We start from the raw sequence: 22,756 nt of genomic DNA, 5'->3' as shown, positions 1-22,756 counted from the left end.
AACAGTTGTTGGCAAACAGTCGTTGACACACTTGGAGTCATCATGAGCAGCGTCGTTCCGATTTCCGCCGATGTCGTCATCGTCGGCGCCGGTCCCGCCGGGCTGACGGCCGCAATCACCCTCGCCGACGCCGGCGTCGAGGTGGTCGTGCTGGATCGGCTGGCCGCCGGCGCGAACACCTCCCGGGCGGCGGTCGTCCATGCCCGCACCATGGAGGTGCTCGACGAGCTGGGTATCGCCTCGACCCTGCACGACCTCGGTATCGAGGTGCCGCATTTCGTCCTGCACGACGGCACCCGGCGCCTGGCCCGGATCGGATTCTCGGAGCTTCCCACCGAATTCCCGTACACCCTGATGGTCGGCCAGGAGACCACCGAGGCTGTGCTGCTCGACCGGCTGCATCGTGCGGGTGGCGCGGTACTGCGCCCCTACGAGGTGACCGCGACGATCCCCGGTGACGAGTCGGTGACGGTCGAATACACCGATACCGCAGGAACTTCCGGCACGATCCGGGCGCGCTACGTGGTCGGCGCGGACGGGATGCACAGCCGAGTCCGCACGGCGGCCGGGATCGGCTTCACCGGCTCGACCTATCCGGAATCGTTCGTCCTCGCCGATGTACGGATGCAGTGGCCGTCCTCGCGCGAGGAGGTATCCCTGCACGTATCTCCGGAAGGAGTCACCGTCGTCGCGCCGCTACCGGACGACGAGCACAACCGGTTCCGCGTGGTCGCCACCGTCGCCCGAGCTCCCGAACAACCGACGCTCGACCAGGTGCAGAACCTGCTCGACGCCCGCTGCCCCGGCGCCCGGGTACACGAGGTGCTGTGGAGCTCCCGGTTCCGGGTACACCACCGGATCGCCGACCACTACCGGGCCGGGCGCATCCTGCTCGCCGGTGACGCCGCCCATGTACACAGCCCCGCCGGCGGTCAGGGGATGAACACCGGTATTCAGGACGCCGCACTCCTGGGCAGCCTGCTGGCCCGGGTGCTCGGCGGCGAGCCGGACACACTGCTGCAGGACTACGAGCGAGCCCGCCGTCCGATAGCGCTCGGCGTGGTGCGTTTCACCGATCGCATGACGCGGATGGCGACGCTGCGTGCACGTCCGGCACGTGCACTCCGCAATGCCGCCATCCGGATCGCCACCCGTGTCCCCGCTGTCCGGAGGGCCCTGGCCTTCCGGCTCGCCGAACTGGCCACGCGCTGAACGACCTTCGAATTCCGTTGACCGAGACCAGGTGACGAATTGAACGCGGAGACGGGTAAACGTACCGGTGCGGGCCGCGAGGCTCGCATGTCGAAGGGACTTCGGATGAAGCTGGTGTACGCCCTGTGGGGCACGAATCTCGCGGATTCGCTGCGTTCGCCTGAGCTGCGATCTCAGCTCGCTGCGATGGGAGCGACCGCATTGCAGGTCAACATCCGCGATGCCGATGTGGCTGATGCGCAGATGCAGATCAATACGTACGACCAACCGGTCGCCGCGGTCGTCAGTGTCTGGACCGAAAGCGACAGCGACCCGGTCACCGAGGCCCTCGGAGCGATCTGCTCGCGGATCGACGGCTGGATCGTCGACGAACGCGAACCGTTGGTCGCGCCGGCGCCCGCCGAGGGCACCCGCTACGACGCGCTGGCCAATGTCGCCCTGCTGCGGATTCCGGAGGGACTCGAACGCGAACAGTGGCTGCGGCACTGGCAAGACGTGCACACCACTGTCGCTATCGAAACGCAGTCCACCTTCGGTTACGTGCAGAACGTAGTGGTCGAAGCCATTACTCGTGGCCCGCGGGTGGACGCGGTCGTCGAAGAATTGTTCCCGATGGCCGCGATGACCGACTGGCATGCCTTCTGGGGCAGCGGAGGTGACGAGGACGAACTGCGCCGCCGCGCCGCACGGATGGCGGAAAGCACCACCGTCTTCGGCGCAAATCGCAATGTCGACGTAGTCCCGACCAGCCGCTACCGCTACGACCTGACGACGGACTGATCCGCGCGACTCCTGCCGCGCCACAACCGAAGCCGATACCTCCGCGGTTCCGGCCGGACCGGCGCTCCCGGTAGTAACGGCGGCGAGGATAGGGTCGGCAATCGACCGCCCACCCGCGCCGCCGACCGCCAGGAGCGCCTATGACCGATAATTGCGTAGCCGATCATTGGCGTGACCGGGTGCGGGTGTCCCGCAGGCGGTGGGCGCCTATGACCGATAATTGCGTAGCCGATCATCGGTGCGACCGGGTGCGGGTGTCCCGCAGGCGGTGGGCGCCTATGACCGATAATTGCGCAGCCGATCATCGGCGTGACCGGGTGCGGGTGTCTCGATGACGTGCTGCGGCCCGAATCGCCGCCGTGTCCTGTCCGCCCTCGCTGTGGCGGCGGCCGCACCGTTGGCCGGTGCGCTGCCGGCGACCGCTGGTTCTGCTCGCGCGCAGGCGCATTCGCTGATCGCCACCGACCTGGAAGTCGTCACCGTCACCGACACCACGGCGATCTTCACCTGGACCACTCTCGCTCCCGGTGCCTCCGGAAAACCCGAGCCGGTAGATGCTGGAACCGAAATCCGTATTGCACCAGCCGATTCCCGCTCCCCGGCGAAACCGGCGACGATCACCGATACCGGCCCGACCCCGTATCACTTCGCGGAGGTCACCGGGCTCGAACCGGGCCGCCGCTACCGGTTCGAGGCCTGGTCCGACGGCGTGCTCGCGGTCGCGGCACCGGAATTGGTGACTCATCTGCCCGGCGCGCCCGAATGCACCGGTGAGTTCGGTACCGCGGTGCCACCGCCCGGGCGGCTGCTGCGCACCCTGGCGCTGTGCAACGACGTGCATTTCGGCGAGGAGATCAGCGGGCTGATCGTGGCGGGCCTGCCACCGGGGGTGCGTCAGGAGCCGGGCCTGACTCCCTATACCGAGGTCATGCTGGATGCCGTCCTCGACGATGTGCGCCGGCCCGACCGTGGCGCAGACCAGCTGATCCTGGCCGGGGATCTGACCTCGGAGGCGACGCCCGGGCAGAGTCGTGCCATCCGCGACCGGCTGGATCGGTGGGGCCGGGCGGGCCGGGACTGGTTCGCTGTCCGGGGCAATCACGACCGGCCGCATACCGGGGCCGAATACGGCGGCTGCACCACCATCGGCGCCGATCACCACGACTGCTGGGGTGACAGCTTCCACCGTCGGGGGCAGTTCACCGAAAACCGGCTCGGCGGGCTGCGGTTGATCGGGCTCGATACCACCTCGGACGGTGCGGGCGGAAGTATCGGTGCCAACCAGTTCGACCGGCTCCGCGAAACGTTGCGCCACGATCCGGACCGGCCGACCGTCGTCTTCGGTCATCATCCGGTGACCGCCGAATCGGGGCTGACCAATATCGCAGGACCGAGCTTCGTGCTGAACCGGTCCGATGCGCTCACCCTGCAGCGCCTGTACCAATCGACACCGGGGGTGTTCTTTCATCACGCCGGACACACCCACCGCAACCGCCGCACCCGCCCCGATCTCCCGCTGGATGTGGAATTCCTGGAGGTGGGCGCGGTGAAGGAATATCCCGGTGGATATACGCTGCTACGCCTGTACGAAGGCGGTTACACGGTGAATTTCTACAAGACCCGCACCGCGGCGGCCCGGCGCTGGAGCACCCGCAGCCGAGCCGAATATCTCGGCCTGATGCCCGAGTACACGCTGGGGACCACCGCCGACCGTAACCACGTTGTCCTCGGTGACCTTTCGGGGCTTTCGTGAAGATCGAGCGGCGCACACCATCACCGCGTCCGGGCCAATACACTCGGCGTATGGCCGCACCACGCCCGCTTCCGCTGGACCCGATCGAAGAGGCCCACCGTCAGTGGACCTCGCACGGCTGGGGCGACGTCGCCGACGGCATGGCCGCGGTGACCGCGCTGGTGCGGGCCCAGCAGATCGTCATGGCCCGGGTGGACGAGGCGCTGCGCCCGTCCGGGCTCACCTTCTCCCGCTACGAACTGCTGACATTGCTCAGTTTCAGCAAGACCGGCGCCCTGCCGATGGCCATGGCCAGCGCGCGCCTGCAGGTCCACCCCACCAGCGTCACCAATACCGTCGACCGGCTCGAGGCTGCCGCGCTGGTCAAGCGGGTTCCGCACCCCAGTGATCGCCGCGCGACACTGATCGAGATCACCGACGCCGGCCGGGAGCTGGCCGCGTCGGCCACCCACGAATTGAACGAGAAGGTCTTCGCCCGGCCGGGCCTGCCCCCGAAACGGGTGGAACTACTGCTGCAGTTGCTGGGAGAATTCCGACGCGAGGCCGGTGACTTCGACAGCGGCGAAACCCCGACACGCTGGGCTTGACCGCTGCGACCGGGTGGCGACATCCCGCTGGGAAACCTTCCCATCCGGGTCCTGAAGGTCCACCATGGACGCCATGGTGCTGGTCCTGGGGGTATCCGCGGGTGCCGGAGGCGCGCGGGCGATGCTCACCCACTCCGATCGACCTCATCTGCCTCCGATCGACCAGTGCACCGTCGAGCGCCGGGCCGGAGCAGGGGTCGAGGAGCCGGTCTTCGAGGCCATCGACTCGATGCGGCGCTCCGCCGTGCGTCGAGACGAATTCGTCACCGGCATCACGGTGACGGCACGCTGCACGCTGCACGCCGAGGCGCTGCGCGTCGCCTCCGGTCGCACTCGCCTCACCATTGCCGACGAGCCTCTCGCACAGCTGCGCTACCTGCGTTTCAGCGGCCGCCTGCCCGACGACGGGCCGGTTCTGCTCTACGACCTGGGTGCCTCCGGTCTCACCCTCACCGAGGCGGACTGCCGCACCGAGGCGATTCTCGCGGGCACCCACAGCACTCTGCTCGGTGGTGACACGCACGACGTGTTGCTGCGCCGGCAGCTGGCTCGAGGCGGAGTGGATATCGATTCCGCCACCTGCCGCGACTACAAGGAGCAGCTCACCGGCACCCCGGTGGTCACCACCGAGGACCCCGCATCGGGGACGAGAATCGTGTTGACCCGCAGCGACTTCACCGATCTCGTGGAAGCGGGCATCCACCATTCGGTGTCGTATGTCCGGCAACTGATCGAGGAGACCGCCGTGGCACCGCAGGCGGTGGTGCTGCTGGGCGGATGTACTCGCAACCCCGGTATCCGCGCCGCCTTGGAACAGCTGCTCGAACTGCCGGTGATCTACGACCCGGAACCGGAGTTCGTCTCAGCGCGCGGAGCAGTACTGCTGGCCAGCGAGCGGCCGGCGGCCCGGCGGCTGCGCGGGATCCGGTTCGCACCGCCGGATCGGGTGTCGACGGTCTCGCGACGCAAACTGGTCGCCGCGGCGGCGGTGACGGTCGCCCTCGGGGGAACGGTGACCGGGCTGCTGGCTACCAGCCACAATTCGGCACACCCCGGCCCCGGAACGGTCCCGGCCTCGCAGTTGGAGGTCGCGGGGAGCAGTTCGCCGCCGTCGCCGCAGCGGTGAGCAATACGCGCGGGGCCACCGCACTGTCGCCGCGCGCAATTCCCGTGTCGGCCGGGCACATTGCTCTGCACACAGCCCTGAAGCGAACCAATCGGTGTGGGGCCGCGATCTATCCTCGATAGAGATAGATCGCACGACGGGGCGAGGAAACTGATGGAAATTGCGGATAATGAGGTGCCGGTTTATCGGCAGGTGTTCCTCAAAGATCTGGAAGCCATCGCTGCGCTCGAAGCGGAGATCTTCCCTGAGCCGTACCTGTACTTCATGCTGCGCCAGCTCTTCGACATGCATGGAAACCAGTGGCTGGTAGCCGAATTGGGGGGTGAGCTGATCGGTTATGCACTGACTATGGTGCGGGATGCGAAGGCTTTGCTGTTCACCTTGGCCGTGGCCACCGACATGCAGCACTGCGGTTCCGGCCGGGCGTTGCTCGAACGCGCCGTGCAGCGGTGCATCGCGGCCGGCGCAGTCGATGTCGAGCTGACCGTGGATCCGGGCAACCGGTTGGCGCTCAACATGTTCGAGCAGGCCGGATTCATCTGCGTCGGATTCGACAGCAGTTACTTCGGACCCGGTTGCCCTCGTCGTCTGATGCGATATAGGTCACAATATCTGTAGTGGGTTTCCCGTCGGACCGCACCGCACTACCGGTAGGGTTTTTCTATGGGGGATTCTGCACCTTTCATCAAGACGTTATCCGCTCGAATCTCCCGCCGGGCAGAAGAACTCGCGAGCATGATCGCGAGGCAGGAAGTCCCGGAGGCGGAGCTGATCGGCAAGTTGTTCGACTATGCCGATATGTTCCAGAACAGCCTGTTCGAAAAGTTCGAGCAGCTGCCGCCCCGCCGCTCACGCAACAGTCGCGCGCTGCTGTTCGACGATCTCTACGCGGTCGTGCTGCCCTCGAACGGCCCGGCCGGCACGGATGACTCGGCCGACGCCGACGAGCGTCCCTCCGGGGCATTACTGGCGGCACTGCTGGCCGCCGAGTCCGAATACCACGGGCCGATCAGGCTGAACGAACAGCAGAGCCTGCACTTGGCCGAGGTCTACGAGGGTCTGGGAATGCAGCTCACCGGGCTGCCTCGGCATGCCGCAGTGGCATTCCAGCGCGCGAAGGCGCTGTACCGCACGATCGAGGACCGTGATGCAGAGGATCGCTGCGGACTGCGACTGGCCAAGACTCGTACTCGTACCGCGCAGGGCTGGCGATACTGGGTCGGCCGGCTCGCCGACGTGTCGTGTGGGTACGGGTATCAGCCGTTTCGGCTGCTCTTCTGGGTGTTGTTCGCGCTCGTGCTCGTCACTGTGCTGACCTTCAAACTATCGGCTTTGGGGTTCGCTGACACCCTGTACCTGTGCGTTACGGGTTTCCTGAATCCGGTCGGGTGGGGCGACCTGAACGAGTCGGACGACCTACGCTCTGCTGCCGCGAAGCCGCTGTTCGCGGTCGAGGCCTGGGTGGGTGCGGTGTCGATGTCTGTCTTCTTTGCCCTATTGGTACGCAAATGGTTTCGACTCTGAGGCGCGCCGAAACGGCACGGAGTTCGGCTGTGCTAATTTTTCTCCCGTCGCACAGCGGTGCCGAGGTACCGCTTGCGCGCGCTGCCTCAGGTGTAACCGATGAAAGGGTTTGCAGGCGATGAGGATCCAGCCGCGGCGCCAAATTCTGAACGTGTGGGCCTCGATGCTGGCCCACTGCTACCGCGACGGCGAATGGGTCTGGGGCGGGCAGGCCGGCACCAACTCCATCGGTGACGCCGAGCAGCTGCTGTGCATCCTGTATCCGGCCACTCAGATCGAAAGTTTCGCACTGCACGATCCGGATCGGATCGCCGACGACGTCCGGGATGTGCTGAGCCCGTTGGGCCGGCGCATCGGCCCGCGGGTCATCCAGATACTCGACGAGTATCTGCAGCGCTACGAACGCGACGGGCAACCGATCTTCTCGGCGGACAGTTACCTGCAACACCCGCAGGAGGCCGCACCGGTGCCGGCGCAGCGGGAACTCGACGTCGTCGACTCGTACTCCATGTCGCTGACCCTGTGTCTGGCCGGATTACAGTTCGTCCGCGAGGTCCGCTCGGTGCGCAACAGGCGTACCGAGAAGCGCATGGAAGCAGCCTTGACCCTGGTGCAGGAGCGGCTCGCGCGTCGCCTCACCGCGGCGATGGTCGGACTCATCCGCAGTTTCGTGGTCCGCTTCGTGGATCCGGGCAGCCCGGACGGCCGGGCGATGCTGAGTATGTTCAATCAGACCGGCGAGGAAACCGGTGCGGTGGTGGCCGCGGTCGCACGCCGGCTCGAACGGGTACGCACCCGGCTACGGGATGCCACCCTCACCAGGACCTCCGAAGACGACGAGGACGAACTCGAAGACACCGGCCTACTGTTCGAATGCGGCTGGAGCTGGGGGCTGGTCCGCGACGCCCAGGAGATCGGCTTTGTCGACACTCCGCTGTCCACCGCGGAAGGGTATGCCGCACAACGGCCGTACCTGTATTTCACCGCTGTGGCGCTGGACGGCATCAACGACCTGAGCCGCTCGAGCACCCGCGAACTCGACCTACTCGACGAAGAGCAGCGCCGCCTCGCCGGCGCATTGCAACTGCGCTGGGAGATCGCCCAGCGCTTCTGGTCGACGATGGCGCGTTTCGGTACCGGACGGTGGCCGCTGGAGGACATTCCCTGGCGCACCGCGGACGGCAAGGAATCGGACTATTTCAGTCTCTCCATGTCCGCGCTCCTGATCCAGGATCTCGTCTCCCGTGAGGCCAGCGATGACGATCTCACCAGGGCCACCCCGATTTTCGGTGAACTGGCTCGCCGGGGACGAATAACCAGCCGGTTGACCGAGGACGATCCCGCCCGCGCCCTGCACTTCCCGGGAGTGGCGCTGTCGCTGGAGGGCAGCGAAACGGTCGGTGACGGGCCGCAATTGACCTGGGTGGTGTCGGACTACGCCCCGACACTGTTGAAGCGCACCCTGCAGGCGGCGCAGCTGTCCGGCACCCTCGCCACCCGTGATCAGCTGCTCGAACTGTCTCAGGCGACGATGACTCACCTGGAGCGGCGTGCCTTCACGGCCGGCACCGCCAAGGGATTGTGGGATGACGCGGACCGGTACTTCGCATCGGAATCCTATGGTGGCGAGCGGGTGTCGGAATCGTCGGACAGCAACGACGTGCCGTCCTGGTATTTCACCGAGCGGATCATCGAATGCCTGGTCGTCGCGGCGAAGGCATATCAGGACCCGCCGTTGCGCTCGGCACAGTCGTCGGCGCGTTCGCGGGATCTGCTCAGCGAGGCAGACCACCTGCTCAACCAGAGGTTCCTGGACCTCAGCGAGAACGACCACACACCGAATCGGCAGGCGCTGGAGCGGATCGAGTTGAAGTTGTCGCGGGCCCGGACCTGGATCGAGGAGCGTCCCGGTACCGCGCACAGCCTGTGCGCGGAAGCGCTGCGCGAACTGGACGAGCTCGAATTCGCCACCTCCGACGCGATGCGGGGTGAGTGACGTGGGCGGACACGAACCGATCATTGTTTTCGCCACCTCCGACAAGGGCGGTACCGGCCGGTCGGTGACGAGCTGTAATCTCGCCTATCGGCTCAGCATCAAAGGGCACAATGTCGCCTACCTCGACTTCGACTTCGGCTCACCCACTGCGGGCGCACTGTTCGAGATCGAGCAACTGGAGCGGGGGACCGACAGCGGCAACGGACTGCACTCGTTTCTCACCGGACGAACATCGCGACTGGCCTCGCACGATATTCGTGCGGCGACCAACCGTAAGGATCTGCAGTCGCCCCGGCACCCCTACCAGCTCGCGTTGGTTCCGGGTGATCGTGGTGGCGGTGAATTCGGTGTGTCCGCCGCCGTGGTGCAACGCTGTATCGAACTACTGGTGAAGTGCAGGCAGGAATACGACATCACCTTCGTCGATCTCAGTGCCGGACGATCGGCGGCACTGGAAATCGTGCTCAGTGCGATGGCTGCGTCGCAGTTGCGGAATGCCGTGGCGCGCTGGCTGGTGTTCCACCGCTGGACTCGCCAACATATTCTGGCCGCGAACGGATTGGTGCACGGCGACCACGGGCTGAAGCAGAACAGTGAGAGTATCGGCTACGGTTCGGATCGGTTGCTGGATTCGCTCCGGTATGTGCGTACTGCGGTCCCCTCGACCGGTGTGGCCGGGCACGAGGCAGGTGGCAGCGGCCCGCAATGGGCCTGGCTGCGCAAGCAGGACAAGATGCTGGACAACCTCGCGCAGATCAACAAGATCGGTACCAGTGTCACGCTCGGCGAAACACCGATGGAGCCGGTGCTGCAATGGCGCGAGCAGGTGATTCTGGATGCAGATGTCGATGCGAAGATCGCCAACGCGCAAACCAGGGAGGCGTTCGTAGCACTGGCCGACGACCTCGTCGATGAAGAGACGTGGAAACTGGCGGGTGATTTCTGATGCCCGGCTTCGGAGCGGGGTACAGCGAGGCCACCGAGCAGGTGCGGATCGCCCAGGTGGAATTGGCGCACGTATCGATCGAGGCCGGGCACTTCTATATGAGTGATCTGACCAACGGCATCGAACCCATGCGGTCGCAGTTCCGGCGGGTGAAAAGACTGGTCGATCTCTACACCCAGGAGATGAAAGACGAGTTCGGCGACTCCGCGCGGATCAGTACCTGTTTCCTGATCGATGACTACTTCGGCTCTGATACCAACCCCGGCGAGATACTGGAGAAAATTCTGGCGGTGGCCGCCGAATACGAGCTCCGGATCGATTACTTCGGGCGTGAGGCCGGTTGCTGGAGATCGCGACGGTTCGTGAACGGGCAGCCCACCGAGTGGGTCGAGTTGGCCGAGATGGTAAACACATGGGTAGTCGACGACCCGGTCCCCGCGACATTCGGTGCATCCCCACCCGATGCACGGTCGGGTTGGCTGTGCAATGGCTGGCGCTCTTCGGTTTTCGAGGCCAAGCCCGCCATGCAGATGTCGCAGTACCGGCCGTCGAAGGAATTCGGCCGCCGGGAGCATTCGATATTCCTGGATGTCGAGATGTGGAGCGAGGTTCTCGACGAAGCAGGTAACAAGCGCTGGTCGTGTCCGTTTCTGGCCTCGATCTGGCAGCTGCTGCGTTTAGGACTGATCCGCGACCAGGGGGCTCCGGTCGCTCAGCCGCAGCCTCGCCCCGCCACGTGGCCGGACACCTGGGACGACCTGCCTACGGTGGTTCAGCTGGAACCCCGCGCGGCACCGTTCGCCGCCTACCAGACGCTCTCTATCCTGCCGCCCACCTATGTGAAGATCGAACATGCGGTGCGGACGATCCTCGACCATGTGAACATCGACGAGGAACTGAAGGCACAGCCGGTCGTGCGTGGTGCGGCCGAGGGGGTCATCATCCCCGAGCAGATCACCGACCGCCTGCAGCACGTCTTCCTGAACCGGGTCGTCAGTGCGGGGTCCGCCGATGGCTCATGAGGCGGGCTCGACCACCACGATTGTGAGCGGCAAGCCGGTCCTGGCCGTATTCGGCGAGGTCCAGACCTGTCTGCTGCCGTCGCGGGAGGTCCTCGATATCCCGGCGACCGTCGAACTGCTGAGGACGGTGAAGCTCGGCAGCGCGCCGACCTCGCGGGAACGGCCGGTGCCGCTCGTCATGTCACCGAGCCGGCTCGAGGGGGTGGATTGTCATCTGGCCCAATGCCGTCCGGACCGGACCAGCGGCAAACGGATACGCGGCATCGGCACCGTCAGCTCGCGGTCGGTGGTGATCGGTGGCCGGATTCTGCAGGCCTCCTCGCAGACCGAAGTGGTGCGAGGCACCGGATCCGACCGACGGCCGTGGTCCCACTATCTGAGCAAGCCGGGCACCATCGAGACGATCAGCGGGGCCCCCTCCGGTCGTGCCCTGGCAGATGGCTATCTGCATTCGCCGGCCGGCGAGCGGCCGGAGCTGGCCTCGATCTGCCAGCGAATGGCGAATCTGACGCGAGTGAACCCTCAGCTCGATCAGGAGATCCCCTTCCGCGGCGCCGCGACCACCCGGTTGCGCTGGGCGGCCGAGGTGGCCGCCCCGTCCGGCGATTCGCTGCCGTTCTCGTTCCGGCTCGACAACGACACGGTCCGAACGCTACGAATCACCGTGCTGCACGGTGATATCGCGGAAATACGCCGGTTCTGCGAGGATCTCGCGGTCCATGACTGGTTGCTGACCACGATCAGCCGCGTGGCGGGCGCCTCCGGTGGGTTCGGCGCCCGGCCGGGTGCAATGGCGACCGATCTCCTTCCGGTACTGGATGAATTGGTGCCGCTGTGGATGCCCGGGACACATACGGTGCCGGGACTGGACCGGATCTGGTCGGACCTGGAAGCCGACCCGGGCTTCACCCGGCAGTGGACTGCACGCGTGGGGCAGCTGCGGGACCGGATGGCCGGCGCGACGCTGAGGGCGTCGCAACAGGTGAAGGTGCACTAGGAGCACCCCGGGCCGGGGCGGGGATGCACCCCTTGTCGCGATGAGAGGCCTGCACGCGCGGGACTGCTGTACGTCGCGTGCGTGAAACCGGTCACATTCGAAGGTGGAGGATGTGCTTCCACGGGACGTGCTCACGGCACGATCCAGGGCGTACGGGCGGACGGTGACACACAAGGTGCTGCCGCTCGGCGAATCAACGCTCTGACGGTTGTTGCGCGTCGTCCGCGTGAGGTTGTGTCCACTCGTGACACTCGGGACGGCTGACCTCGCAAACGTGAAAGACCCCCGACCGGTGTGCTGGTCGGGGGTCTTTCGTGTGTGCCCTCGGCAGGAATCGAACCTGCGGCCTTCTGCTCCGGAGGCAGACGCTCTATCCCCTGAGCTACGAGGGCGGGGATTGGACCCGGTCGACACCTGTGTGCACGTCGTCCGATCGGGCGGGGAAAGCGTATCGCATCACACGGCGTGTGCCAAAAGGACGCTCCGAGCAGGGGACTAGTGCAGGGGGTGGTGCCGACCGGATGCCGTCTCAGCCCGCCGGGGCGGATTCGCCGGGGAGCGGAACGCCGGGCATGCCGGGGATACCTGGAATGCCGGGAATTCCGGCAGGTAGCTCATTGTTCATCTGGCCGGTGGGCGACTGCTTGCTGTCCTCGTCCTCGGCGTGGTGGCGGATCTTGGGGACGAAGTAGACCGCCAGGGTGACGACGAGGACCGCGATCACCACCACGGCGCCGATGAGCGTCCACGGCACCCGGCGTCTGGTCGCTGCCTCGGATCCGCCGCTGATCGCGCCGCCGGGGGCGGATTTGGCGGCGGCACGGATCGCCTTCGCTGATTTGGCGCTGGTGTTCGGCATCGGCGTTGCGCTCTCTTCGGTGTCGAGGGGGCGTGAGGGGGTGCCGTAGCAGGTGCCCGCTGGTAGCGCACACCCACTCGGACCATAGGATAGAGACTCGTGACTCCAGCTGACCTTGCAGATCTCCTTCGTGCGACCGCGGCGAAGGTGCTCGTCGAACGTGGATGCGACCCTTCGGTCCTGCCCGACGAGGTCAAGGTGGAGCGACCCCGGAATCCGGAACATGGAGACTATGCCACGAATGTGGCGATGCAGGTGGGCAAGAAGGCGGGATTGAATCCGCGCGAACTGGCCGGTTTGCTGGCCGAGGCGCTGGCCGCTGCCGAAGGGATCGATTCGGCCGATGTCGCCGGTCCGGGATTTCTGAATATTCGGCTGGCAGCGGCCGCGCAGGGTGCGATCGTGGAACAGATCCGGGCGGCCGGAGCGAAATACGGCACCGCGCAGTCGCTCGCCGGCACGAAGATCAATCTGGAGTTCGTTTCGGCGAACCCGACCGGCCCGGTCCACCTGGGTGGTACTCGCTGGGCCGCGGTCGGTGACGCGCTGGGCCGCATCCTGGCCGCGCAGGGCGCCGAGGTCACCCGCGAGTACTACTTCAACGATCACGGCGCCCAGATCGACCGGTACGCCGAATCGCTCATCGCCGCCGCGACCGGTGCCCCGACGCCCGAGAACGGCTACGCCGGTACCTACATCACGGATATCGCCGGCCAGATCACCGCCGCGCATCCCGATGCGGTCGCGCTGCCCGCCACCCAGCGTCACGAGCTGTTCCGGCACGAGGGCGTCGAGCTGATGTTCGCGCACATCAAGCAGACCCTGCACGACTTCGGCACCGACTTCGACGTGTACTTCAACGAGAGTTCGCTGTTCGAGTCGGGTGCGGTGGACAAGGCGCTGGAACAGCTGAAGGCGTCGGGCAACCTGTACTCCAAGGACGGTGCGTGGTGGATCGCCAGCACCGAATACGGTGACGACAAGGACCGCGTCGTCATCAAGAGCGACGGTAAGTCCGCCTACATCGGCGGCGATATCGCCTACTTCCAGAACAAGCGTGCCCGCGGATTCGACCTGTGCATCTACATGCTGGGCGCCGACCATCACGGTTATATCGGCCGGTTGAAGGCCGCTGCCGCCGCGTTCGGCGACGATCCGAACACCGTCGAGGTGCTGATCGGTCAGATGGTGAATCTGGTGCGCGACGGTGTCGCCGTGCGGATGAGCAAGCGGGCCGGCACCGTGGTCACCCTCGACGACCTGGTCGAGGCGATCGGTGTCGACGCGGCCCGCTACGTGCTGGTGCGTAGCTCGGTGAACTCCAGCATCGATATCGATCTGGATCTGTGGACCAAACAGAGCAGCGAGAATCCGGTCTACTACGTGCAATACGCCCACGCCCGCACCTGCGCGGTGCTACGCAATGCCGCCGATTTCGCATTCGACGGGGTCGAACCGGACCTGTCGCTGCTGACTGCCGACGAGGAGGGCGAGCTGATCCGCACCCTCGGCGAGTTCCCCGCCGTGCTGACCAGTGCGGCATCACTGCGCGAACCGCACCGGGTGGCCCGTTACCTGGAGGAACTGGCCGGTGCGTACCACCGCTTCCAGACCAACAAGACGCTGCGCATTCTGCCGCAGGGCGACGATCCGGTCACTGCGGTCAACGCCGCCCGCCTGCGGCTGGTGGACGCCACCCGCCAGGTGCTGTCCAACGGCCTGACGCTGCTCGGCGTCTCCACTCCGGAGCGCATGTGAGCAGCCGGCCCCGTCCCCTGGTATCGAGCGCCGAACAACGAGTTCGGCCGACCCTGAACACCCCGAGGAAGGAATTATCGTGAGTGCGCATCCGGCGGGTCCTCGGCATGCCGAGATCCCCCACGCCCCCAACCTGCCGGAGCGGCCCGCGGACTCCGGCGAGATGATCGTTCTTCCGGACAACGTCTGGCCCCGCAACGCCTCGCGCGACAGCGACGGTGTGGTGCGGCTGGCCGGTGTTCCGGTTACCGAGCTGGCCGCGGAGTTCGGCACGCCGCTGTTCGTGGTCGACGAGGACGACTTCCGCTCCCGTTGCCGGGACATGGTGCGCGCCTTCGGTACCGGTGCACGTGTGCACTACGCCTCGAAGGCCTTCCTGTGCGGTGAGATCGCGCGCTGGGTCCGTGACGAGGGCCTGCACCTGGACGTGTGCTCCGGTGGTGAGCTTGCGGTCGCATTGCACGGTGGGTTCCCGGCCGAGCGAATCGCGTTGCACGGCAACAACAAATCAGTGGCCGAGCTGGAGCAAGCGGTGGCAGCCGGTGTCGGGCACGTTGTGGTCGACTCGCTGATCGAGATCGAGCGACTGGAGTCGGTCGCGGCCCGTGCCGGAGTGGTGCAGGACGTTCTGGTCCGCGTCACCGTCGGCGTGGAAGCCCATACCCACGAATACATTTCGACCGCGCACGAGGACCAGAAGTTCGGTTTCTCGATCGCCGGTGGCGATGCCATGCAGGCTCTCGCTCGGGTCTTCGAGGCGGACAATCTGCGCCTGGTGGGCCTGCACAGCCATATCGGTTCGCAGATTTTCGATATCGACGGTTTCGAGATCTCCGCGCGGCGCATGCTGCGACTGTTGCACGATGCGATCGAGAAGTTCGGTGTCGAGCGCACCGAACAGATCGCGACTCTGGATCTCGGTGGTGGACTGGGTATTTCGTATCTCCCGAGTGACGATCCGCCGCCCCTGGACGACTTCGCGGCAAAGGTGCGCGACCTGGTCGAGGCCGAAGCCTCGCAGATCGGCTTGCCGACGCCGACCCTTGCCGTCGAGCCCGGGCGGGCGATCGCGGGGCCCGGCACCGTCACCCTCTACGAGGTCGGAACCACCAAGGATGTCACCCTCGATGCCGGGGCGCAGCGCCGCTACGTCAGTGTCGACGGCGGGATGAGCGACAACATCCGCCCGGCGCTGTATCAGGCGGACTACGACTGCCGGTTGGTCTCGCGCTCCAGCGACGCCGCCCCGGTGGTGGCACGGGTGGTCGGAAAACACTGCGAAAGCGGCGATATCGTCATCCGCGACACCTGGATGCCGGCCGACGTTGCCCCGGGTGACCTGGTCGCGGTGGCGGCCACCGGTGCCTACTGCTATTCGATGGCCAGCCGGTACAACATGTTGACCCGACCGGCGGTGGTCGCGGTCCGCGACGGCCGGGCCCGGCTGCTGTTGCGCCGGGAGACCGTGTCGGATCTGATGAGCCTGGAAGCGACGGAGGTGCACCCATGACCGAGGCAGTAAACCAGGCCCACACCGGTGGATTCGGAGCCGAGCATCCGATCGGTGTCGCCGTGCTCGGGATGGGCAATGTCGGCACCGAGGTGGTGCGGATTCTGCTCGAACACGCCGATGACCTGCGTGCGCGGGTGGGAGCACCGCTCGTATTGCGCGGAGTCGCGGTCCGGCGTACCGACGTCGATCGCGGCATCCCTGCCGAATTGCTGACCACCGATGCCGAGGCACTGGTCGCACGGTCGGACGTCGATCTGGTCGTCGAGTTGATGGGCGGGATGGATACCGCCCGCAAGGCGATTCTCGCCGCGCTGCACGGTGGTAAGTCCGTGGTCACCGCGAACAAGGCGCTGCTCGCCGATTACACCGGTGAGCTGGCCGCCGCCGCGGAGGGCAGCCGGGCCGATCTGTACTTCGAGGCCGCGGTGGCCGGTGCCATCCCGGTGGTGCGTCCACTGATTCAGTCGATGTCCGGTGACCGGGTGAACCGCGTGGTCGGGATCGTCAACGGCACAACGAATTTCGTTCTGTCAGCGATGGACGAGACCGGTGCCGACTACGCCGGCACCCTGGCCGAGGCGACCCGGCTGGGCTACGCCGAGGCCGACCCGACTGCCGACGTGGAGGGCTACGACGCCGCCGCCAAGGCTGCGATCCTGGCCTCGCTGGCCTTCCACACCCGCGTCACCGCCGCCGACGTGTATCGCGAGGGCATCACCGAGATCACCGCGGAGGACCTCGAGACCGCCGACGCGGTGGGATGCACGGTGAAACTGCTCGCCATCTGCGAGCGCATGCCCGGCACCGACCGGCTCGCGCTGGACGGTTCCGTGGTCGAGACCCCGAGCCTGGCCGATGTGGTCGCACCGCAGACCGGCGGTAAGGATCGGGTGTCGGTGCGCGTCTACCCGGCGCTGATCCCGCGGCGGCACCCGCTGGCGACGGTCAACGGCGCGTTCAATGCCGTGGTGGTCGAGGCGGAGAACGCCGGCCGGTTGATGTTCTACGGCCAGGGGGCCGGTGGTGCGCCGACCGCGTCGGCCGTGATGGGCGATCTGGTGATGGCCGCCCGCAACAAGTTCTACGGTGGCCGCGCCCCCGGCGAGTCGGTTTATGCTGAGCTGCCGATCGCACCGATCGGTGACATCCCCACCCGCTACCACGTGAACCTGCGGGTTGCCGACCGCACCGGGGTTCTGCAGGCAGTATCCGGCAAATTCGCCGAGCACGGGGTCAGCATCTCGACGGTCCGCCAGGAGGGATACGACGAGGGTGCGCGACTGGTGGTGGTCACCCACCACGCCCCCGAGTCGGCACTGGCCGCTACGGTGGCAGCACTTGCCGAGTTGGATTCCGTCACGTCTGTGACCAGCGTCTTGAGATTGGAAGGCACCGAGGAATGAGTCAGACAGGAGCGCCGCTGTCGGCAGGGGCCGTGCACACCCCCTGGCCGGGACTGATCGCCGCCTACCGCGATCGACTGGCGGTCGGTGCCGACTGGGAGCCGGTCACGTTGTTCGAGGGTGGCACCCCGCTGGTGCCCGCGCACCATCTGTCGGAGCTGACCGGCTGCGAGGTGTATCTCAAGGTCGAAGGTGCCAACCCGACCGGTTCGTTCAAGGACCGCGGGATGACCATGGCGATGACCGATGCCAAGGCTCGCGGCCAGAAGGCGGTGCTGTGCGCCTCCACCGGTAACACTTCCGCGTCGGCCGCGGCCTACGCCACCCGCGCCGGAATGCACTGCGCGGTGCTGATTCCGCAGGGCAAGATCGCGATGGGCAAGCTGGCCCAGGCCGTCATGCTCGGCGCGAAGATCATCCAGGTCGAGGGCAATTTCGACGACTGCCTCGAACTGGCCCGGAAGGTCACCTCCGATTTCCCCGAGGTCGGGCTCGTGAATTCGGTGAACCCGGCCCGCATCGAGGGACAGAAGACCGCTGCCTTCGAAATCTGCGACGCACTGGGCAAGGCCCCCGACGTCCATGCGCTCCCGGTCGGTAACGCGGGCAATATCACCGCGTACTGGAAGGGATACAGCGAATATCACACCGATGGCATCACCACCGGTCGGCCGCGCATGCTCGGGGTCCAGGCCGCGGGTGCGGCGCCCCTGGTCAACGGTGCTCCGGTGAAAGACCCCGAGACCATCGCGACCGCCATCCGGATCGGTGCGCCCGCGTCGTGGAACAGCGCCGTGGCCGCCAAGGAACAGTCCGGCGGAGCCTTCCGGGCCGCGACCGACGAGGAGATCCTGGCCGCGTACCGGCTGGTCGCCGGCCGCGAGGGTGTCTTCGTGGAGCCCGCGTCGGCCGCCAGCGTGGCGGGTCTGCTGGCGGCGCGCGCAGAGGGATGGCTCGAGCCGGGCCTGACCGTGGTCTGCACCGTCACCGGCAACGGTCTCAAGGATCCCGACACCGCGCTGTCGGGGATGCCACAGGTCCAGGCGATCGCGGTGGATCCGGTCGCGGTGGCGCGCGAGCTCGAGTTGGCCTGAGTTGCGCGCGCGTGAAGGTCAGCTGATGGCGCAGGTACGGACGCTCCCGCCCGGTATCACCGTCACCGCGCGGGTGCCGGCGTCCAGCGCCAACCTCGGTCCGGGTTTCGACTCGCTCGGTATCGCCCTGGGTCTTTACGACGAAATCGCGGTACGTACCACCGATTCCGGGCTTACCATTCGGGTGGAGGGGGAGGGCGCCGACGATGTCCCTTGGGGCCCTTCGCATCTGGTGGTTCGCGCCATCGAGCGCGGTCTGGAGGCTGCGGGCCTGTGGGCCGACGGTCTGGACGTGGTGTGCCGCAACGTGATTCCGCATTCGCGGGGGCTGGGATCCTCGGCCTCCGCGGCGGTGGGCGGGCTGGCCGCGGCGCGCGGGCTGGCCGCCGAATTCGATCCGGCGTTGGCCGGGTCGGATGCCGAACTGGTGCAACTCGCCTCGGAATTCGAAGGTCATCCCGACAACGCCGCGGCCAGTGTGCTGGGCGGTGTCGTGGTCTCCTGGACCGAATCCGACAGCGCCGCCGAGGTGGACGCCAACATCTCCGTGGAGCATCATCAGCGGGTTTACCGCGCGGTGCGGCTGGAACCACATGCCCGGCTGAAGGCCACGGTCCTGATTCCGCAGGAGCGTTCCTCGACCGCGCATACTCGGGGTCTGCTGCCCGATATGGTGCCGCACGGCGACGCCGCCTTCAACGCGAGCCGCGCCGCCCTGGCCGTCGTCGCGCTGACCGAGCGTCCCGATCTGCTGCTGCCGGCCACCCAGGACCGCCTGCATCAGGGCTACCGTTCCGCGGCGCTGCCGCTGACCACAGCCTGGATCGCCCGGCTGCGCACTGGGGGGCTCGCGGCAATGGTGTCGGGTGCCGGCCCCACCATCCTCGCGCTGGGAACCGAAGAATTTCCGGACGACCTGCGTAAACTCGCCGCGGAGGACGGTCTGCGGGTGGTCGAGCCCGATATTTCCGCGGGTGTTCGCGTGGATTGACGGCGTGGCCGTCTTGCTGACGTCGGCGGACAGAGCTATTCTGGGCTGGTCCGTACATCGTGCGCGTCAGACGCCGGTGCTTCATCAGGGCAATCGCTCCAGCAGGCTCCTTGCTCGAATCAGGTGGCTCGGGGGCTCGAATCACTCGGGACTTCGGCTTCCATCTAGGGGATAGCGACTGGAATGATCAATCCCATTCAGTGAACCGGTGTCCGCGACCAGGTGGTTATCCCATCGGTCAGGCGGGGTAGGCGATACGGCATCCGAGCTCGGCACGGTGATCGGGCTTCGGGACGACCCCTCGAATATGCACACGGCAATCGAGGGAAGGAAAGGATCTCCGTGACAGATACGGACCTGCTCGCGACACCCGGGGTGGACACTGCAAATCCCTCGGACGGCCGCGAAAGTGACTCCGGACAGATTTCGAAGATGAGCGAACATACCGACGTCGCACGATCGGGGCTGACTGGAATGTTGTTGCCGCAGTTGCGTGCGCTTGCCGGAGAGCTCGGTATCCGAGGTACATCCGGGATGCGTAAGGGCGATCTCATCGCCGCTATCAAGGAAAATCAGGCCGCTGCCGCCGGTAAGCCGCCGCGCGGTGGTCGTAGCGATGCGAAGGGCGCCGACAAGAAGAACGCCGCGGCCCAGCCTGCGGCGGACGCGGCGGATTCCGCTGCGAAGTCCGCTCCGGACGCCGGCGCCGCCAAGGCCGAGACCTCCGCGAACGCTGCCGAATCGACCGGTAAGGAGCGTGCCAAGAGCGAATCGCCGCGCGGTGGTTCGCGCAACGGTCGTGGTCGCCAGCAGACGCTCGACGATGTCGCTGCGGAGCCCGCGCCTGCCAAGAGCGAGCCTGCCAAGAGCGAGGCCGCGTCGGCGTCGAAGAACGAGGCGGCGGAATCTGCTGCGCGCCCGGCCGATTCGGGCGACGAGTCCGGTCGTGACGGCGGTCAGCGGGGGCGGGGCCGCCAGCGCCGCGGCCGCGACCAGCGTGGCGACGGTGACAACCGCGGCGGTGATGCACGCTCGGATCACAAGGGCGAGTCGAAATCCGATTCCGGTGACGGCAAGTCCGATCAGGATCAGGGCGAGCGTCGTCGCGATCGCAACCAGTCCGGCGGTGGCCAGAATCAGTCCGGTAACGGGCCGGCGCGCGGTGGCGACGACGAGGAAGGCGGCCGCGGACGTCGTGGCCGGCGCTTCCGCGAGCGTCGCCGTGGCGGGCGCGACCGTGACGGTGGTGACGGTCGCGACGTCGAGCTGCGCGACGACGATGTCCTGCAGCCGGTTGCCGGCATCCTCGATGTGCTCGACAACTACGCCTTCGTTCGTACCTCCGGTTACCTGGCCGGTCAGAACGATGTGTACGTCTCGATGAACATGGTGCGCAAGAACGGCCTGCGTCGCGGTGATGCGATCACCGGTGCGGTCCGCGCCCCTCGCGAGGGTGAGCAGGGCAATCAGCGGCAGAAGTTCGATCCGCTGGTGCGGCTGGACACCGTCAACGGCTCCGATGTCGACGCTGCCAAGCGCCGGCCGGAGTTCAACAAGCTGACTCCGCTGTACCCCAATCAGCGGCTGCGGCTCGAGACTGCGCAGAACCCCAAGCTGACCACGCGCGTGATCGACCTGATCATGCCGATCGGTAAGGGACAGCGCGCCCTGATCGTGTCACCGCCGAAGGCCGGTAAGACCACGATCCTGCAGGACATCGCGAATGCGATCGCCACCAACAACCCCGAGTGCTACCTGATGGTCGTGCTGGTGGACGAGCGTCCCGAAGAGGTCACCGATATGCAGCGCTCCGTGCGCGGTGAGGTGATCGCCTCCACGTTCGACCGGCCGCCGAGCGATCACACCTCGGTCGCCGAGCTGGCGATCGAGCGGGCCAAGCGCCTGGTCGAGATGGGCCAGGACGTTGTCGTGCTGCTCGATTCGATCACTCGTCTGGGTCGTGCCTACAACAACTCCTCGCCGGCTTCGGGCCGCATCCTGTCCGGTGGTGTGGACTCCACCGCGCTGTATCCGCCCAAGCGGTTCCTCGGCGCGGCCCGCAACATCGAGAACGGCGGCTCGCTCACCATCATCGCCACCGCGATGGTGGAGACCGGTTCCACCGGTGACACGGTGATCTTCGAGGAGTTCAAGGGCACCGGTAACGCCGAGCTCAAGCTCGATCGCAAGATCGCCGAGCGCCGGGTGTTCCCGGCTGTGGACATCAACCCGTCCAGCACTCGTCACGACGAGCTGCTGATGTCTCCGGACGAGATGGCGGTCGTGCACAAGCTGCGCCGGGTGTTGTCCGGACTGGATTCCCAGCAGGCGATCGATCTGCTCATCGATCGGTTGAAGAAGTCGAAGAACAACGTCGAATTCTTGATGACGGTCTCGAAGACCGCGCCGGGTGCGCTCGACGAGTAACCGGACGCACGCACACTTCGCGGCGGTTCGCGCTTTCGGGCGCGGCCGCCGCGTCGTATTTCCCGGGGCTCCGGTGGGCGGCGGCGTCGGGTGGCGACGCGGCTCGACGACGGGAGGTCGGGGGAGTGCGATGGTGGTGCGGCTGCGTGTCGTCGTCGCGCGGCGTTCGTGGCGAATAGAACAGCATGCCGACCATCGCGGCGCCGCCGATCAGCCCGATCAGGATGAGTGCGGTGGCTCCGGTGATGGACCCGGTCGAGAACGAGACCGCCGCGAATTCGTAGGTCTCGGGGGATTGCGCAGGCGCCGGCGCGGGTGCAGGCCGGTCCGGTGCGGCGACGAGCCCGGCCACGGCGGTGAGCGCGAGAGTGGCGAGGACCGATCCGGCGTAGATCTCGGTCGCATGCCGGCGTCCCGGCAGCATGCGGATTCGGCGGCGATGCGCGCGATGGGCTCCGGGCGACGGCGACCGGGATCTACTCGTCCCCCGTGCGACCTGGAAGTTCACTGGTTCACCTCGGGTCGTCGGTTGGTTTCGTCGGAATTGTGGCTCTGCCATGAATCTACGAACAGTGGTGTTCGCATTCCCGAGTAGCCGACTACTCGAATTCAGCGTGGCTCGAGCACGGCACATTCGCGTGCCGTTACTTTCCGGGGCCGAGGATCCTGGGGCATCGGATCGCTGCGACAGCGATGGGCGAATCCCCGACGGGTGCGCGGAACAAATCCGTTCCGGGGTGCGTTGTGCGTGCGTATCGGCGGTTCTGG

18 protein-coding genes and 1 tRNA gene are annotated in these 22,756 nt (G+C 66.6%); 17 read left to right on the top strand and 2 right to left on the bottom strand.

Annotated elements, in window-relative coordinates; all coding sequences use genetic code 11:
* The first annotated feature begins 42 nt into the window (after positions 1–42).
* The 11 genes from NV2_RS10845 to NV2_RS10795 all read left to right on the top strand — a co-directional run bounded on the left by NV2_RS10845 (position 43) and on the right by NV2_RS10795 (position 11,943).
* Positions 43–1,212 (top strand): FAD-dependent oxidoreductase, encoded by a 1,170-nt coding sequence (locus NV2_RS10845; protein ID WP_067871467.1) that lies wholly within the window; start codon positions 43–45, stop codon positions 1,210–1,212.
* A gap of 39 nt (positions 1,213–1,251) precedes the next feature.
* Positions 1,252–1,992 (top strand): EthD domain-containing protein, encoded by a 741-nt coding sequence (locus NV2_RS10840; RefSeq protein WP_245662544.1) that lies wholly within the window; start codon positions 1,252–1,254, stop codon positions 1,990–1,992.
* A gap of 331 nt (positions 1,993–2,323) precedes the next feature.
* Positions 2,324–3,745 carry a metallophosphoesterase gene (locus NV2_RS10835; protein ID WP_067871465.1) on the top strand — a complete coding sequence of 474 codons (1,422 nt, stop codon included), beginning with the start codon at positions 2,324–2,326 and terminating at the stop codon, positions 3,743–3,745.
* 50 nt (positions 3,746–3,795) lie between these two features.
* Positions 3,796–4,332 carry a MarR family winged helix-turn-helix transcriptional regulator gene (locus tag NV2_RS10830; protein ID WP_067871464.1) on the top strand — a complete coding sequence of 179 codons (537 nt, stop codon included), beginning with the start codon at positions 3,796–3,798 and terminating at the stop codon, positions 4,330–4,332.
* A gap of 64 nt (positions 4,333–4,396) precedes the next feature.
* The gene (locus NV2_RS10825; RefSeq protein WP_245662543.1) at positions 4,397–5,458 is read left to right on the top strand and encodes a DUF7159 family protein; all 1,062 of its coding nucleotides are present in this window, start codon (positions 4,397–4,399) and stop codon (positions 5,456–5,458) included.
* Between the two features lie 153 nt (positions 5,459–5,611).
* Positions 5,612–6,076 (top strand): GNAT family N-acetyltransferase, encoded by a 465-nt coding sequence (locus tag NV2_RS10820; protein WP_067871463.1) that lies wholly within the window; start codon positions 5,612–5,614, stop codon positions 6,074–6,076.
* 117 nt (positions 6,077–6,193) lie between these two features.
* Complete coding sequence (locus NV2_RS10815; protein ID WP_067871462.1) at positions 6,194–6,982, top strand: hypothetical protein; 789 nt, start codon at positions 6,194–6,196, stop codon at positions 6,980–6,982.
* Between the two features lie 118 nt (positions 6,983–7,100).
* On the top strand, positions 7,101–8,978 hold the full coding sequence (locus NV2_RS10810; RefSeq protein WP_067871461.1) for an SCO2524 family protein: 1,878 nt from the start codon (positions 7,101–7,103) through the stop codon (positions 8,976–8,978).
* A 1-nt stretch (position 8,979) separates the two neighbouring features.
* Positions 8,980–9,924 (top strand): SCO2523 family variant P-loop protein, encoded by a 945-nt coding sequence (locus tag NV2_RS10805; protein WP_245662542.1) that lies wholly within the window; start codon positions 8,980–8,982, stop codon positions 9,922–9,924.
* Entirely contained in the window at positions 9,924–10,946 is a 1,023-nt protein-coding gene (locus NV2_RS10800) for an SCO2522 family protein (RefSeq protein ID WP_067871460.1), read from the top strand. The genes NV2_RS10805 and NV2_RS10800 overlap by 1 nt, the downstream gene beginning before the upstream one ends.
* Positions 10,936–11,943, top strand: coding sequence for an SCO2521 family protein (locus tag NV2_RS10795; protein ID WP_067871899.1), 1,008 nt, complete (start codon positions 10,936–10,938; stop codon positions 11,941–11,943). The genes NV2_RS10800 and NV2_RS10795 overlap by 11 nt, the downstream gene beginning before the upstream one ends.
* Before the next feature lie 319 nt (positions 11,944–12,262).
* On the opposite strand, the gene NV2_RS10790 is transcribed toward NV2_RS10795, so the two are convergent.
* Together NV2_RS10790 and NV2_RS10785 are read right to left on the bottom strand one after the other, a co-directional pair.
* A tRNA-Arg gene (locus tag NV2_RS10790) sits at positions 12,263–12,335 on the bottom strand.
* A gap of 137 nt (positions 12,336–12,472) precedes the next feature.
* A complete protein-coding gene (locus tag NV2_RS10785; RefSeq protein ID WP_067871459.1) occupies positions 12,473–12,802 on the bottom strand; it encodes a hypothetical protein in 330 nt (109 codons plus the stop codon).
* 99 nt (positions 12,803–12,901) lie between these two features.
* Here NV2_RS10785 and argS point away from each other — a divergent pair, with 99 nt between their 5' ends.
* The 6 genes from argS (at position 12,902) to rho (ending at position 21,988) form a co-directional block, all read left to right on the top strand.
* The gene (gene argS / locus NV2_RS10780; RefSeq protein ID WP_067871458.1) at positions 12,902–14,560 is read left to right on the top strand and encodes an arginine--tRNA ligase; all 1,659 of its coding nucleotides are present in this window, start codon (positions 12,902–12,904) and stop codon (positions 14,558–14,560) included.
* Between the two features lie 79 nt (positions 14,561–14,639).
* The gene (gene lysA, locus NV2_RS10775) at positions 14,640–16,070 is read left to right on the top strand and encodes a diaminopimelate decarboxylase (RefSeq protein ID WP_067871457.1); all 1,431 of its coding nucleotides are present in this window, start codon (positions 14,640–14,642) and stop codon (positions 16,068–16,070) included.
* Complete coding sequence (locus tag NV2_RS10770) at positions 16,067–17,476, top strand: homoserine dehydrogenase (RefSeq protein ID WP_067871456.1); 1,410 nt, start codon at positions 16,067–16,069, stop codon at positions 17,474–17,476. Before lysA ends, NV2_RS10770 begins: the two co-directional genes overlap by 4 nt.
* Positions 17,473–18,570 carry a threonine synthase gene (gene thrC, locus NV2_RS10765; protein ID WP_067871455.1) on the top strand — a complete coding sequence of 366 codons (1,098 nt, stop codon included), beginning with the start codon at positions 17,473–17,475 and terminating at the stop codon, positions 18,568–18,570. Before NV2_RS10770 ends, thrC begins: the two co-directional genes overlap by 4 nt.
* A 25-nt stretch (positions 18,571–18,595) precedes the next feature.
* Positions 18,596–19,561: a homoserine kinase gene (thrB, locus tag NV2_RS10760; protein WP_067871896.1), complete on the top strand. Its 966-nt coding sequence runs from the start codon at positions 18,596–18,598 to the stop codon at positions 19,559–19,561.
* Positions 19,562–19,993: 432 nt separating this feature from the next.
* Positions 19,994–21,988, top strand: coding sequence for a transcription termination factor Rho (gene rho, locus NV2_RS10755; RefSeq protein WP_157102852.1), 1,995 nt, complete (start codon positions 19,994–19,996; stop codon positions 21,986–21,988).
* The last annotated feature ends 768 nt before the right edge of the window (positions 21,989–22,756 follow it).

The organism is Nocardia vermiculata NBRC 100427 (assembly GCF_001613265.1).
Classification (GTDB): Bacteria; Actinomycetota; Actinomycetes; order Mycobacteriales; family Mycobacteriaceae; genus Nocardia; species Nocardia vermiculata.
The sequence above is the reverse complement of the archived record's forward strand: the minus strand, read 5'-3'. Positions and strand labels throughout refer to the sequence as shown.

Excerpts from the sequence above, each read along its gene's own strand:
- NV2_RS10845 (WP_067871467.1), top strand. The coding sequence starts at position 43 with ATGAGCAGCGTCGTTCCGATTTCCGCCGATGTCGTCATCGTCGGCGCC.
- NV2_RS10835 (WP_067871465.1), top strand. The coding sequence starts at position 2,324 with ATGACGTGCTGCGGCCCGAATCGCCGCCGTGTCCTGTCCGCCCTCGCT.
- NV2_RS10830 (WP_067871464.1), top strand. The coding sequence starts at position 3,796 with ATGGCCGCACCACGCCCGCTTCCGCTGGACCCGATCGAAGAGGCCCAC.
- NV2_RS10825 (WP_245662543.1), top strand. The coding sequence starts at position 4,397 with ATGGACGCCATGGTGCTGGTCCTGGGGGTATCCGCGGGTGCCGGAGGC.
- NV2_RS10820 (WP_067871463.1), top strand. The coding sequence starts at position 5,612 with ATGGAAATTGCGGATAATGAGGTGCCGGTTTATCGGCAGGTGTTCCTC.
- NV2_RS10815 (WP_067871462.1), top strand. The coding sequence starts at position 6,194 with ATGATCGCGAGGCAGGAAGTCCCGGAGGCGGAGCTGATCGGCAAGTTG.
- NV2_RS10810 (WP_067871461.1), top strand. The coding sequence starts at position 7,101 with ATGAGGATCCAGCCGCGGCGCCAAATTCTGAACGTGTGGGCCTCGATG.
- NV2_RS10800 (WP_067871460.1), top strand. The coding sequence starts at position 9,924 with ATGCCCGGCTTCGGAGCGGGGTACAGCGAGGCCACCGAGCAGGTGCGG.
- NV2_RS10795 (WP_067871899.1), top strand. The coding sequence starts at position 10,936 with ATGGCTCATGAGGCGGGCTCGACCACCACGATTGTGAGCGGCAAGCCG.
- NV2_RS10785 (WP_067871459.1), bottom strand. The coding sequence starts at position 12,802 with ATGCCGAACACCAGCGCCAAATCAGCGAAGGCGATCCGTGCCGCCGCC.
- NV2_RS10770 (WP_067871456.1), top strand. The coding sequence starts at position 16,067 with ATGACCGAGGCAGTAAACCAGGCCCACACCGGTGGATTCGGAGCCGAG.
- thrC (WP_067871455.1), top strand. The coding sequence starts at position 17,473 with ATGAGTCAGACAGGAGCGCCGCTGTCGGCAGGGGCCGTGCACACCCCC.
- thrB (WP_067871896.1), top strand. The coding sequence starts at position 18,596 with ATGGCGCAGGTACGGACGCTCCCGCCCGGTATCACCGTCACCGCGCGG.
- rho (WP_157102852.1), top strand. The coding sequence starts at position 19,994 with ATGAGCGAACATACCGACGTCGCACGATCGGGGCTGACTGGAATGTTG.